Origin of the sequence: Salegentibacter sediminis (assembly GCF_002078605.1) — a bacterium.
GTDB lineage: Bacteria > Bacteroidota > Bacteroidia > Flavobacteriales > Flavobacteriaceae > Salegentibacter > Salegentibacter sediminis.
On sequence record NZ_MSJR01000015.1, the window covers coordinates 1 to 12881 of the forward strand.

The window sequence follows — 12881 nt, forward strand, 5'->3', positions numbered from 1 at the left end:
TTACACACAACGGTTACGGTTATCGCAAGTTGCGGGAGTAGGGATGCGGACTTGTCGGCTTAACCATTTTTTTTCCTGGTTTCTAAAATTAAACTTTTTTTGATTGAACCCGTTATTTGCGATGAACCGATGTTGTGCATAGTGCTTTAGGGTTTCTATTATTCATTTTGAATTTTATTTGAGGCTTTATTATCGACAGATTTTAAAATGATAATTATGTATAAAATTATAAATATCAGTAAAGGAATTTGAAAAGATAAGTAGTTGAATTTTTCAATAGGAATTTTTACTAACCGGCTCAGAATCGGAATTATCATTAGACAAAAACTAATAATCTTGACAAATTTTATTTTAATGTGTTTCGTGAAATTTAGAGTGAGCCCAATTATTCCTAAAACTGCATAAATTTGTTCAGGACTACCTAAGTCAAAGCTTTTGAAAACTAACCAAAATAATAATGGTATTCCAATAATTTCTCCCATTAGGATTATAAGGGAGTAAGATATTAAGGAAAGGATTTGAAGCTTTAAAATCATCTATTAACCTTGTCTTAAATTGTAAATATGAAAAAATATGATAATCGCCATTAAAATTACTAAGATGTAAAAAATATATGTTAGCAGATTAAGCTTCTTTTTATAATTAATCATTATTTCTTTTTTTCCATCATAACTATATGGAAACCATATATGGAAAGTTGAAAATGCTAAAATTATAAACCAGGAAATAATGTTCTTAGGTCCTTTATTTTTTAGGTTTAAAAATTTAACTCCTAGAAAAACTTTCGTCAGAAATATTATTGCTGTTAAAATCGATAATGATATTATTAATATTGGATACAATTCTATTCAGTTTAAATTATTTTTTTCCAGGATTTATCTTGAGCATTATGCACAACGGTCCCGGCTATCGCAAGTTGCGGGAGTAAGGACGCGGATTTGTCGGATTAGTTCTTTTAATAATTGGTCTCTAAAATAACCATTTTCAATCAACTACCCGTTATTTGCGATGAGCCGTTGTTGTGCGCTGGCTTTTTACTAGATCTAATAATACTCAATTTCTCTTGTAGTAATACTTGTTGGTTGATTTTGAATATAATTTCCACTTGTCATATAAGCAGTTCTTTTTATCCAATTATCGTTCTGGTCATATTCATATTTATAATCATTTTCAAATGATATTGTTTCATCTGATTTATAGGATATTTCCTTAATTAGATCCTCATTTTCATTTAAAGAATATTTAAACCACAAACCATCTTCATTATAGCTTTTTATCTCTTTTAATTTTCCTTTTACGTAATGATGTGTAGTTCGTCCATCTTTAGTTCCATCTGGTGAAAAAGAATTTTTCTCGATCAGTTGGTTGTCATCATTGTATTTAAACGTGTAATAAGGACCTTTTTTAGTCAAATTGGTATGGAAAGTTTTTTCTTCGATGATATTCCCATTTTCATCATACTTGTAAACTGTTTTTCTCTCTTTTGTTCCATCATTTAAAAGTTTTAATTCTTCGACTAATTGATCCTCAGAATTGTATTTGAGAACCCATTTATACTTGAATCTATCTTCTTTCCCATCATTTTCTCTTTCTACTAGGTTGCCACTCTTATCGTAGATATAATTCTCTTTCCTAATTAATTCGTTTGTTTCTGAATCAAAATATTTCAATTCTATGATATTACCATTTTCATTGAATGAAATCCAATCTGGTCCCATATTAACATCTGGTTTACCTGGAACAACTTCTCCAAATTTCTCTTCGGCCTCATATGCTTTTTGAGTTACGGTTTTAACTTTACCGTTGAATGGATTATCCGATGATTTGTCACTTGAATTTTCATTTTTGCAACTTGATAATGTTATCAATATGAAGACATTGAATAAAACAGCTATTATTTTTTTCATAATATAAATGGATTTTGTTCAAGCTTGCGCACAACGGTCACGGTTATTGACAAGTTGCGGAGTAGGGAGTGCGTATTTGTCAGCGTAACCAGGTTTTGTTGGTAACCAAAATAATCAATTTCAGTTAATCTGCCCGCAATTTGCTATAACCGATGTTGTACACAGTGCGTTAGTAATACTTAAACTCGTATTTATAATTAGTTGTGTCTTTAAATTCAAAATCAATTTCTTTTTTCTGACTCATTTTATCAAATTCTGAATAATTATAAAATCTAGTGGTATCCATTCTTGTCCCAGATATTTCTTTTGTATAACCATTATTAGAATATTTATATTTTTCTATCCAAGGTTTATTAAAATCTTCATTATAATGCAACCTTTTTATTTCTCTTCCTTTTGAATCGTAAAAAACAGAATCTGTAAGTTTCATAGCTTTTTCCGGATCTGGATCTTTTGTTGGAAACATTTCCCAAGTGCTGGTTTTTATTACTTCTAAGTTGCCTTTTTTATGAAATTTTCTAATAAATCTAACAGTCGAATCAGCTTCATACATTGTTTGAATTTTTAAATTTTCTTTTGGTTTATATTCATAAACTGAAAATTGTCTAATTACACACGTATCTTGCTTTTGAAAATAATCACAGTTAGTTTCTTCAATTTTTTTACCGTTCTTATATTCTATTCTCACAATTCTATTGCTTCTTTGATTTCCGAAATTTCTTTCTAAAAATTTATTGCCATTTTTATCAAATTCCGCAATTCTATTTTTTGAAAGTTTATTTTCATTTTTCTTGTATTCAGTTATCGATTTAATTTTTGGAGAACATCCAATTATAATTATCAGAATTAATATTTGAAGTGAAATTTTTCTCATAGCATTGTGTACAACGTGTTATATCCTCAGCAATATACGCTTTTAATCCAAATTATTTCGGGATAAACGCAGGTTTGCTTCTTTTTTATCCGAATTCGATAAGGATTTTAGAGTCTCGTCTAAAGGACTTCTAATCTGCATGAGATCCTTCTGCGTTACATGGGTGTAGATCATCGTGGTCTCTGGCCGTGAATGCCCTAGCAAACTCTGAATATACCTGATGTCTATCCCATTCTCCAACATATGCGTAGCATAAGAATGTCGTAAACTATGCGGGGTAACCCGCTTTTTTATGCCCGCCTGCCGGCACGCCTGCTTTAATGCCGCCCTAACGCTGGACCCCGAATATTGACCGCCCTTGTACCCCTCCACAAAATAAAACCTGGGCCGGTAAGTGTCCAGGTAGTTTAGCAATAAGGGAATAAAACTTTCTGCCATCGTCACAAAACGATCTTTCCGGCCCTTGGCACTCCTTATTATTATTTGCCGACGATCAATATCTATAGCATTTAACTTTAGGTTTAAAGCCTCCCCAACACGTAAACCAGATGCATATAACAAGGCAAACAAAGCCCGGTGTTTGAGGTTGCGCGTTGCCCGCAACAAGTCTATAACTTCTTCCTTAGATAAAACTGTGGGTAAAATTTTATCTTTCCTCGGGCTGTTTATCGCTTCGGGTTCCAGCTCTGGGAATTGCTGTAGGCTGGCAAAATGCTTCAGGGCACTCACACACTGCCGGTGGGTGCTTATCGCATAACTCCTCCCCGCGATCTCCCGCTCAAAAAATATTTCTAAATCCCGGTTAGTGAGTTCCTCCGGGGCTTTGTCTATGCTCAATAGAAATTTCTCTATAAAACTGCGATAGGTTTTAAGGGTGCTTTGGCTATAGCGTTTGCCTCTTAAATAAGATAGATAGGTGTCCAGTAATTGCTGCTTGGGCTTATCTAAAGGTATCGGTTTCCGGGCGGGCTCCGGCTGTACCCCGGTTAATGCCGAATAATCGATATACCTGCCTTTAGATTTTAGCAACTCAAAAAGTTTGCTCTTGTTCTGCTGCGAAAAAGGTAAATAATAACAGCGATTAGTCCGGCTCCAGCGTATTCCGGCTATCTTTCCCACCTCCTGATTAAGCTCCATATTAAAAGGAAAAGATATCCCAATATTTAAGGCTCCGCGATGCTTTAAAGGGTATAGTTTGATCTCTAACATTAGAAAATTTTATATCCCTCAACATAAACAATCCTGCCCCTTTTTTTACTGCGGAAAATCCCTGCTTTTTAGTGCTGAATATTTTGGGCTGAATTTGCCTGATTCTTTTTTCTACGGAAATTTTTTGCTGAAGGAAATTGAAGCCACATTTTGAATGATGAACTTGGGTTTTATGGTTGAAAATTCCTTTCTGGGAAAATTTATCACAAAAATGAAAAATCCGTACCTTTGATAAAAAGCTGATTAAAATGGATTTACAAACTAGAAAGCTTAAACTTATTCAGGAATTTTTAAAAGTTCAGAGTGAGGATGTTATCCAGGAACTGGAAAAAATTTTGAAGAAAGAGAATAAAAAAGGCAAACAGAAGGATTTAAAACCATTCACTTTAGACGAGCTTAATTCCCGAATCGATCAATCTATGGATGATTCCAAAAATGACCGATTAATAGAAGCAAACGAATTAAAAGCTAAAATTAATAATTGGAAGTGAAATTATATTGGACTGATTTTGCTCACAGAGAACTCAGAATAATTTATGAATATTACCGGGAAAAAGCAGGTATTCAGATAGCGAAAAAACTCGTTGAAGGAATTTATAACACGACACTTAAACTAAAAACGCAACCGAAAATTGGTCAAACTGAAGATTTATTAAAGAGCCGAAAAGAAGAATTCAGATACCTGGTATATAAGAGTTATAAGATCATTTATTGGATAAATAATAAGGAAAACCGAATTGAAATAAATGATGTTTTTGATACCCGGCAAAATCCTATAAAAATAAACCGAACAATATAGTGCCTCGTACCAATCTGGCTTAACCCCTTGCCATCCTCAAAACACCCAAAACCAGCTACGCGCTAAGAAAATCGCGATATTCTTTAAAAAACGCTTCCAGCTGAAGCATGTGCTCGTTTAAAAACTTCATTACTTCAGGCCACTGCTGCCGCTTGTGAATATTCACCCCGTCCAGCTGCACATAAAGCCTTGAGATCACTTTTCCCTCCGGCAATTCATAATGCTCCTCGAAAACCGCATCGGGCAAATATTCGTTGGTAATAATCCTTTTTAAACTCAATAGCTTTTCAAAATAGTAGGCCCGAACCAGGGCGTCGGGATCGGTAATGTCCAGGGATACCTGTGCAAATTTTCGGGTGAAACTAAATTTAAGCTGAATCTCCTTTTGTTTGGTATCATAAAGAATCCACTTGGTCCTGTAAACTATCCCAAAACTGGTCCAGAACTGTTGCCGCAATTTTTTGCTCTCTTCTTTGCTGAACATACTTAAATAAAATAGGCCAGTAAGATTCCGGTGATAATCACCAGTAATTTCGAGGCGTTAAACTTATGATTCCGCGAAGCTTCAAAAAGGATCGTAGTCGAAACGTGAAGAAAGATCCCTATCACTATCGCATTAAGATAGATAGCACTTTGCTCAATAAGCGGAACATTCATCTTTAAAAAGCTGCCTAAGGGCGTCATAAGCCCAAAAATTCCCAAAAACAGAAAAACTTTCCATTTGGCAAGCTTCGAGTGTATTAGAAATACCGATAAAATTGCAGCTACCGGGATCTTGTGTATCACCACCCCGTGCAATAAATGCCCCTTTTCATCAAGCGGCACCCCTTCCAGTAAAGCATGAATACTAAGACTTACCAGTAACATTAAGGGAAACTTTGTACTTTTATCTGTAGTGTGTAAATGCCCGTGTTCCACCCCTTTGGAAATAAATTCCAGTAAAATCTGCAATAAGAGCCCCAGCATAATAAAAATGCCAATCCCGTCAATAGCTTCGGCATAAACCTCAGGGAGTAATTCAAAAACCGTAACCGATAGCAGGTAAGCCCCACTAAAACTCAGCAGTAATTTAAAGCCGGTAGAGGTCCCCGGATTCAGAAACCGCGAAATAACATAACCAATAAGAACCGAGATTAAAGGTAAAAAGTAAATCATTAATTGCTGAATATGAAAGAGGTTTGTCGGTTTAGTTCCTGAAAATTACGCGGCACCGACTCCATTTTTTTCTCTTAACCTGGTTCTTAAATGTAAAAGGCGCAGCCCTTTCATTCCTTTCCCGTTCTTCGGTACATCCGCCAAAATTAATGTATTTTTGCCATCTCTAAAAAAGCGATATGGATAATTTTAAAATGATAGCCAAGACCATGTATGGTTTCGAGCCAATTCTGGCTAAAGAATTACTGAGTCTCGGTGCGATGGATATTAAAGAAGGTACCCGAAACGTAAGTTTTTACGGCGACCTGGGCTTTATGTATAAAGCAAACCTCTGCCTACGTACCGCCATTAAGATCCTGAAACCTTATCGCAGCTTCAGAATTAATTCTGAAGAAGAACTCTATAAAAATATCTATGCGCTGCCCTGGGAAGAGTTTATGGGCGTAGACGATAGCCTGGCTATCGATGCTACCGTTCACTCTGAAACTTTTACGCATTCTAAATATATCTCGCTTAAAACCAAAGATGCCATCGTAGACCGCTTTCGGGATAAATTCGGGAAACGTCCCGATGTAGACCTCGATTTCCCTACGCTGCGCCTCAATGTGCATATCGAAAAGAACTTTTGTAATGTGTCTTTCGATAGTTCCGGGCAATCCCTGCATAAACGTGGCTACAAGACAGCCACCAATATCGCCCCTATCAACGAAGTGCTTGCCGCCGGCCTGTTGCTGCATTCAGGTTGGGATGGACAAAGTGATTTCCTGGATCCCATGTGCGGAAGCGGAACCATTCTCATCGAGGCAGCGATGATCGCCTGTAATATCCCGCCTAACCTTAACCGAAAAGAATTCGCCTTCGAAAAATGGAAAGACTGGGATGAGGCTCTTTTTGAAAAAATAGAGGAATCAGTATTAAAAAAGGTGCGGGAATTTCATTTCAGCATTAAAGGTTATGATAAAGCACCTTCGGCCGTGCATAAGGCTATAGATAATATTGAAAACGCCAATCTTTCAGAGTTTATAAAAGTGGAAAGACAGGATTTCTTCGAGTCTCAAAAGGAAGGGGAGCGGCATTTGCATATGTTGTTTAATCCGCCTTACGGTGAAAGGCTGGACATAGATATGCCTGTTTTCTACAAGTCAATAGGTGACACGCTGAAACAAGGCTATCCCGACACCGATGCCTGGTTTATCACTTCCAATCTGGAAGCTATAAAACACGTAGGCCTGCGGCCTTCAAGAAAAATAAAACTCTACAACGGCGCCCTGGAATCTAAGCTACTTAAATACCAGATCTATTCGGGAACCAAAAAACGGAAGCGGATGGAGTAGACTTTCTTTGTAGTATCGTCATTCCGGGCCTGACCCGGAATCTCATCCTGGTTGGGTATTAGCTGTTAAGAGATTATGTAGAGTGAAAAGAGGGAATTAGAAGGGGAGTAGACTTCGACAGCTGCCTGTTTAATCTGATCGTTCTATTTTTGATGGATTTTGTCTTGTATCGAATACATCAGCAATTTTAATAAACCTCTTCTTTGGGTCTATAGAGTAAATAATTTTGTAATTTTTGAAAATTAGATATCTGTAGGTTGTTTTTCTTTCTTTTAGAAGTATCTCAATTTGTCCCATAGTTGGGTTATTGATCAATCTATTTGGTTCTGCTAATAAATTTTCAAGTAATTCCTTTGCAACTTTAGGGCTGGCGTTTTCAAAATAATATTCAAATATTTCGTCAAGTTGCTTTTCAGCAAATTTTGACCAAATTATTTCTAACTTCATTATTTATATTTAGATAATAAGTCAGAAGTTTTTTTGAAACGATTATTTTTAAAATCTTCTTCTGATTGGTCAATTCTTTGGTCAAGTTCTTTTTGTGTCATTGGATTGAAGTCTTTCTCAATGACATTTTTTTTCTCTTTCTTTAGAACCTTTTCTAGTCGGGAAATGGCCTCCTCACTCTGAAGTTGTAGAAAGTCTTTTATAAATTCTATTTTTCTAGCTTCTAAATCCATAGCAATCAGCTTTTCATCAAAAATACGAATTCTAACTCAATACTGTTTAATTCAAAAAAAAACATATTAATAGACTTGTTGTGAAAATCTAATAAAATAATTTTTAAAGCTTAGCCTTTGCTCTTGGCATTCCGGTTCCCGATAGCTATCAGGACCTGACCCGGGATCTTGTTCGGGTATGAGTTGTTAAGGGATTATGTAGAGCGATAAAAGGAATTTGAATAGAGGAAGAGAGAACAGACCACCACCCAAAACTCAACACAAACAACAATGAGCCCACAACCGAGACGAGAACAGACAATCGACTACCGATCCCATAGCAATTGAGCCAAACATTAATTTGCTCGTCATCCCGGACCTGATCCGGGATCCCATCCTGTTCGGGTATGAGTTGGTAAGGGATTATGTAGAGCGATAAAAGGAATTTGAATAGAGGAAGAGAGAACAGACCACAAAACTCACACCAAACACCAAACCACAAACAAGAGATAACCGACAACTCACAACCGACCACCCACAACCGATAACCGAGAACTCACAACTCAAAACCGAGAACTGCGAACCGTCACTTCTTATAAAACGGTATCAGGTAGGATATCCCATAGCTGTAGCCAACACCAAAATTGCTGTCGTCGTAGGTACGGTTAAATCCGGGAATGGTGAGGTTGTCGAAGTTATTCGGCGTTTTTTGAAAAAGCCTGCGTTTTATCTGAACATTGGCCGAGAGATAAAGATTATTGAGGAGCTCTACCTTCAAGCCTCCAATCAATTCTATCCAACTGGCATTAAGTCCGCTGTTTTCTATATCGACATCCCGCACATCGGGTCCGAAGAACTGCGAGGTGTTGTAAATGGTGTATTCGTGAAGCTCCTGAGTGAAGGTGGAGAATCCGTACCGCAAACCGGCAAAGATCATATTCTCCATCCCGGTCCAGTTTTCATAGGCATTGTAATCTACCCCAATTTTGGCATATTGTCCCGTAGAAACCACGCTGATATTATCTTCTGAAAAAGGAAGGCTTTCAGATCCAATTTCGGCCGCAGCATAGAAATTATCATACACCCGGTAATCGCCCATGATCTCAAAACCTTCATAGTCATCCTGGAAAAAACTACGCGCCAGTTTGCTCAGGTCGGTTCCTACCCGTATGCCGTATTTCTCCCGTTGGTCTATAGAATCCAGCGCTGTAGATTCCTGAGCGAACAAAAATCCTGTGGACAGCAAAAAGATCAGGCTAGTAGAAAATAGAGATATGGCGGTTTGTTTCATCTTCAACTTCAGTTTGTTCTATAGTATAGGTTTGAATCCAGGCTTCATCGTCTCCTGAATCTATGTTGAGCCTTAGATCAGCATAAATCACTTTATAGGCGCAGGCGCGGTTCACATAAACCTGCTCCCGGCCATAGGTGAATCTTAAAATATCGGTGTTTGGGATAAGGATATTTGGATCATCCCCGTCCTCATCCTCATCTTCATCGATTTCCCGGGCATTTATGGTAAATGCATATTCGGTGTTATCTTCAAAGGTTTTCAGCGGAATTGCGATACTATCTACATTTACCCTGTCCAGGAGGATAGTATCCCTCTCCCGGTCCCAAACCCGTAAATTAGTGGGAGACCTTGTCTCCTCTGGTTCTTCAATATCAAAGAATTTAATAATGAGCAGGGGAGTGGTATCGGTAGAGGCGGGACATAGATCATCACGCTGGCACCCGGAAACAAGGAATATTCCAAAACTAACTAGAATGATTTTTAAAAAGATCTTATTCATCTATTTATATGTTAACCCGAACCCGGGAATTTGACACAGGCTCTTAAATTTTAGCCTAAACCTTCCTCATTTTTGCTTCCGGGAGCTTGCCGGCTTTCTAAACACACCACATTTTCTACGTGGTGGGTTTGTGGGAACATATCTACAGGTTGAACTTTCGTTACCTTGTAATGCTCGTCCAGCAGTGCCAGATCCCTCGCCTGGGTAGCCGAATTACAACTCACATATACAATTCGCTTTGGCAAGATACCAATTATTTGGGCTACCACATCTTTATGCATTCCGTCCCTCGGCGGATCGGTAATAATAACGTCCGGATGGCCGTGTTTATTGATGAAGTTTTCGGTAAAGACCTTCTTCATATCCCCAACATAAAACTCGGTGTTCATAATTCCGTTGCGCTCGGCATTTTCCTTAGCATCCTCAATGGCTTCCGGTACTGCTTCAACCCCGATTACCTTTTTTGCATTTTTAGCCACAAATTGGGCGATGGTTCCTGTTCCGGTATATAAATCGTAAACCAATTCTTCCCCGCTTAGATCGGCGAAATTGCGGGCTACCTTGTAAAGTTCGTAGGCCTGTGTCGAGTTGGTTTGGTAAAAGGATTTTGCGTTGATTTTGAACTTAAGGCCTTCCATCTCTTCAAAGATATGGTCGCGACCTTTATAACAAATCACCTTCTGGTCATAAATGGTGTCGTTGCCTTTTCCGTTTATCACATACTGCAACGAAGTAATCTCCGGAAATTTTTCTGCAAGGGCATCCAAAAGCAATTGGCGCTTTACCTTATCTTCTTTGAAAAACTGTATCAGGACCATAAGTTCACCCGTGGAACCGGTGCGTATCATTAGGGTACGCAACAGGCCTTTTTGTTCTCTGGTGTTGAAGAATTGAAGCCCGTGCTCTGTAGCGAATTCCTTTACGAAATTCCTTATGGCATTGCTGGGGTCTTCCTGTAAATGACATTTTTCAATATCCAGGATCTTGTCCCACATCCCGGGAATATGAAAACCTAAGGCATTTTTATCCCTGATGTCCTCCCCGCTTTGGATCTCTTCTATAGTGAGCCATCTACTGTCACTAAAAGAAAATTCCATTTTATTCCGGTAGAAATAGATATCCTTGCTTCCCAGGATAGGAGTCACTTCTGGTAATTCGATCTTTCCTAACCGCTGCAGGTTGTTTACTACCTCATTCTCCTTGTACTCCAGCTGGTATTTATATTCCATATTCTGCCACTTGCAGCCTCCACAAACGCCAAAATGCCGGCACTCCGGCTCGGTGCGTTTATTAGATAAACTATGGAAATTAACCGCGGTGCCCTGGTAGAAAGCACGTCGTTTTTTGGTGGTCTGCACATCGGCGACATCGCCGGGAACCGCATTGTCTATAAAAATTACTTTTCCGTCCGGGGCCTTGGCGATACTCTTGCCTTTAGCTCCGGCGTCTATAACTTCAACAGCTTCAAAGAGCTTGTTTTTATTCCTTCTTGCCATAGCGCAAAAATAGGATAAATGCTAAGATTTATTAGCCCGGCTTTTGAAAATTTCAGGAAACATTTAGTAATTTGCAGGAATTCAAATTTTGGATGATTTCTCTCCAAATCTGAAGTCGTTCAGCTTAAAGAAGGAATTGCGAAAAAAGTAATATAAAATTATTGAAAATGCCATTAACCAAAATTTCATCTTCAGAAGAAGCTATTAAACTGGAAGACAAGTACGGAGCACACAACTATCACCCCTTACCGGTGGTGTTGAGCCGTGGCGAAGGTGTCCATGTGTGGGATGTTGAAGGAAAGAAATATTACGATTTTCTCTCGGCCTACTCTGCGGTAAACCAGGGGCATTGCCACCCAAAAATTGTAGAGGCGCTTTCTACCCAGGCGGCGAAGCTTACCCTTACTTCCCGCGCTTTCCATAACGATGTCTTGGGGCCTTATGAGAAATTTGCTTCAGAATATTTTAATTTTGATAAGCTTCTGCCTATGAATACTGGAGCAGAAGCGGTCGAAACCGCTATCAAGATCGCCAGAAAATGGGCCTACGAGAAGAAAGGAGTAGCAGAAACCGAAGCCCAGATCGTTGTTTGTGAAAATAATTTCCACGGAAGAACCACGACCATTATCTCTTTCTCCAACGATGAAGGAGCGAGAAAGAATTTTGGACCATACACTCCCGGATTCCTGAAGATCCCTTACGACAACCTGGAAGCCCTGGAAGAAACCCTTAAAAACAACGATAATATCGCCGGATTCCTGGTAGAACCTATTCAGGGAGAGGCCGGAGTTTATGTGCCTTCTGAAGGTTACCTGAAACGCGCAAAGGAGATCTGCGAAAAATATAATGTACTTTTCATCGCCGATGAGGTACAAACAGGGATCGCCCGTACCGGGAGATTGCTGGCCGTAGATCACGAAGAAGTAAAACCCGATATCCTTATCCTCGGAAAAGCTATTTCGGGAGGAGTATATCCCGTTTCTGCAGTATTGGCCAACGATACGGTGATGGAAGTAATCAAACCCGGACAACACGGCTCTACCTTTGGCGGAAATCCCCTGGCCGGTGCCGTAGCTACTGCAGCCCTGGAAGTGATAAAAGACGAAAAGCTGGAAGAAAATGCCGAGAAACTGGGCGGACTCTTCCGAAGATTGCTTAACGATTACATCCGGGAGTCAAATATTGTTGAACTGGTACGCGGGAAAGGCCTGCTTAATGCTATCGTTATCAACGATTCCCCTGAGGGAGATACCGCCTGGAATATCTGTATGGCCCTTAAGGAAAACGGCCTGCTGGCGAAACCAACTCATGGTAATATCATCCGTTTTGCGCCACCATTGGTGATGAACGAGGAACAACTAAGGGATTGTGTAGATATTATTACCACCACTCTTAAAGAGTTTGAGAAGTAAAATTTGAAATAAGATTTTCTTATAAAAAGATAAAGCCCGTTATAATTGACGGGCTTTATTTTTTTTAATCCCCCGACACCTTTTTTTACTGGTTATCGATTTTAAAAACCCAGCGTCACCCTGAACCTGATTCAGGGTCTCATGGGAGTGAGATGATGAAAGAAATTCCCTATATGATGAGATACCGGATCAAGTCCGGTATGACGGTTTTTAGGAGCATCATCTGATGTTGATTCAGAATTT

Annotated in this window: 14 protein-coding genes; 4 read left to right on the plus strand and 10 right to left on the minus strand. The window is 38.8% G+C overall.

Annotated features, from left to right (window positions below; all coding sequences use genetic code 11):
* Positions 1-1043 precede the first annotated feature (1043 nt).
* From BUW93_RS14640 to xerA, 3 genes are all read right to left on the minus strand, one after another.
* Entirely contained in the window at positions 1044-1907 is an 864-nt protein-coding gene (locus tag BUW93_RS14640) for a hypothetical protein (protein WP_081212493.1), read from the minus strand.
* Positions 1908-2076: 169 nt separating this feature from the next.
* Positions 2077-2781 carry a hypothetical protein gene (locus BUW93_RS14645; protein WP_081212494.1) on the minus strand — a complete coding sequence of 235 codons (705 nt, stop codon included), beginning with the start codon at positions 2779-2781 and terminating at the stop codon, positions 2077-2079.
* Between the two features lie 42 nt (positions 2782-2823).
* A complete protein-coding gene (gene xerA / locus BUW93_RS14650) occupies positions 2824-3990 on the minus strand; it encodes a site-specific tyrosine recombinase/integron integrase (RefSeq protein ID WP_081212495.1) in 1167 nt (388 codons plus the stop codon).
* Positions 3991-4238: 248 nt separating this feature from the next.
* On the opposite strand from xerA, the gene BUW93_RS14655 reads away from it, so the two are divergent.
* Both BUW93_RS14655 and BUW93_RS14660 read left to right on the plus strand, forming a co-directional pair.
* Positions 4239-4481 (plus strand): hypothetical protein, encoded by a 243-nt coding sequence (locus BUW93_RS14655; protein WP_081212496.1) that lies wholly within the window; start codon positions 4239-4241, stop codon positions 4479-4481.
* Positions 4478-4789 carry a type II toxin-antitoxin system RelE/ParE family toxin gene (locus BUW93_RS14660; RefSeq protein ID WP_232778376.1) on the plus strand — a complete coding sequence of 104 codons (312 nt, stop codon included), beginning with the start codon at positions 4478-4480 and terminating at the stop codon, positions 4787-4789. The genes BUW93_RS14655 and BUW93_RS14660 overlap by 4 nt, the downstream gene beginning before the upstream one ends.
* A gap of 55 nt (positions 4790-4844) precedes the next feature.
* Here BUW93_RS14660 and BUW93_RS14665 read toward each other — a convergent pair whose 3' ends face one another.
* Together BUW93_RS14665 and BUW93_RS14670 are read right to left on the minus strand one after the other, a co-directional pair.
* On the minus strand, positions 4845-5273 hold the full coding sequence (locus tag BUW93_RS14665; RefSeq protein WP_081212498.1) for a DUF4268 domain-containing protein: 429 nt from the start codon (positions 5271-5273) through the stop codon (positions 4845-4847).
* Between the two features lie 2 nt (positions 5274-5275).
* Positions 5276-5944, minus strand: a complete 669-nt coding sequence (locus tag BUW93_RS14670; RefSeq protein ID WP_081212499.1) for a ZIP family metal transporter — start codon at positions 5942-5944, stop codon at positions 5276-5278.
* A gap of 179 nt (positions 5945-6123) precedes the next feature.
* Between BUW93_RS14670 and BUW93_RS14675 the strand changes: the two genes are divergently transcribed.
* Positions 6124-7278: a THUMP domain-containing class I SAM-dependent RNA methyltransferase gene (locus BUW93_RS14675; protein WP_081212500.1), complete on the plus strand. Its 1155-nt coding sequence runs from the start codon at positions 6124-6126 to the stop codon at positions 7276-7278.
* A 129-nt stretch (positions 7279-7407) separates the two neighbouring features.
* Here BUW93_RS14675 and BUW93_RS14680 read toward each other — a convergent pair whose 3' ends face one another.
* The 5 genes from BUW93_RS14680 to rlmD form a co-directional block, all read right to left on the minus strand.
* Entirely contained in the window at positions 7408-7725 is a 318-nt protein-coding gene (locus tag BUW93_RS14680) for a type II toxin-antitoxin system RelE/ParE family toxin (RefSeq protein WP_081212501.1), read from the minus strand.
* Positions 7725-7958, minus strand: coding sequence for a hypothetical protein (locus BUW93_RS14685; protein ID WP_081212502.1), 234 nt, complete (start codon positions 7956-7958; stop codon positions 7725-7727). The genes BUW93_RS14680 and BUW93_RS14685 overlap by 1 nt, the downstream gene beginning before the upstream one ends.
* A 565-nt stretch (positions 7959-8523) precedes the next feature.
* A complete protein-coding gene (locus BUW93_RS14690; protein ID WP_081212503.1) occupies positions 8524-9228 on the minus strand; it encodes a DUF6048 family protein in 705 nt (234 codons plus the stop codon).
* Positions 9194-9730 (minus strand): DUF6452 family protein, encoded by a 537-nt coding sequence (locus BUW93_RS14695; RefSeq protein WP_081212504.1) that lies wholly within the window; start codon positions 9728-9730, stop codon positions 9194-9196. Before BUW93_RS14695 ends, BUW93_RS14690 begins: the two co-directional genes overlap by 35 nt.
* A gap of 50 nt (positions 9731-9780) precedes the next feature.
* On the minus strand, positions 9781-11226 hold the full coding sequence (gene rlmD / locus BUW93_RS14700) for a 23S rRNA (uracil(1939)-C(5))-methyltransferase RlmD (RefSeq protein WP_081212505.1): 1446 nt from the start codon (positions 11224-11226) through the stop codon (positions 9781-9783).
* Between the two features lie 167 nt (positions 11227-11393).
* Between rlmD and rocD the strand changes: the two genes are divergently transcribed.
* On the plus strand, positions 11394-12638 hold the full coding sequence (rocD, locus tag BUW93_RS14705) for an ornithine--oxo-acid transaminase (RefSeq protein ID WP_081212506.1): 1245 nt from the start codon (positions 11394-11396) through the stop codon (positions 12636-12638).
* Positions 12639-12881: the final 243 nt, after the last annotated feature.

Excerpts from the sequence above, each read along its gene's own strand:
- BUW93_RS14655 (WP_081212496.1), top strand. The coding sequence starts at position 4,239 with ATGGATTTACAAACTAGAAAGCTTAAACTTATTCAGGAATTTTTAAAA.
- BUW93_RS14670 (WP_081212499.1), bottom strand. The coding sequence starts at position 5,944 with ATGATTTACTTTTTACCTTTAATCTCGGTTCTTATTGGTTATGTTATT.
- BUW93_RS14645 (WP_081212494.1), bottom strand. The coding sequence starts at position 2,781 with ATGAGAAAAATTTCACTTCAAATATTAATTCTGATAATTATAATTGGA.
- BUW93_RS14680 (WP_081212501.1), bottom strand. The coding sequence starts at position 7,725 with ATGAAGTTAGAAATAATTTGGTCAAAATTTGCTGAAAAGCAACTTGAC.
- BUW93_RS14665 (WP_081212498.1), bottom strand. The coding sequence starts at position 5,273 with ATGTTCAGCAAAGAAGAGAGCAAAAAATTGCGGCAACAGTTCTGGACC.
- BUW93_RS14690 (WP_081212503.1), bottom strand. The coding sequence starts at position 9,228 with ATGAAACAAACCGCCATATCTCTATTTTCTACTAGCCTGATCTTTTTG.
- rlmD (WP_081212505.1), bottom strand. The coding sequence starts at position 11,226 with ATGGCAAGAAGGAATAAAAACAAGCTCTTTGAAGCTGTTGAAGTTATA.
- BUW93_RS14675 (WP_081212500.1), top strand. The coding sequence starts at position 6,124 with ATGGATAATTTTAAAATGATAGCCAAGACCATGTATGGTTTCGAGCCA.
- BUW93_RS14685 (WP_081212502.1), bottom strand. The coding sequence starts at position 7,958 with ATGGATTTAGAAGCTAGAAAAATAGAATTTATAAAAGACTTTCTACAA.
- rocD (WP_081212506.1), top strand. The coding sequence starts at position 11,394 with ATGCCATTAACCAAAATTTCATCTTCAGAAGAAGCTATTAAACTGGAA.
- BUW93_RS14695 (WP_081212504.1), bottom strand. The coding sequence starts at position 9,730 with ATGAATAAGATCTTTTTAAAAATCATTCTAGTTAGTTTTGGAATATTC.
- xerA (WP_081212495.1), bottom strand. The coding sequence starts at position 3,990 with ATGTTAGAGATCAAACTATACCCTTTAAAGCATCGCGGAGCCTTAAAT.
- BUW93_RS14640 (WP_081212493.1), bottom strand. The coding sequence starts at position 1,907 with ATGAAAAAAATAATAGCTGTTTTATTCAATGTCTTCATATTGATAACA.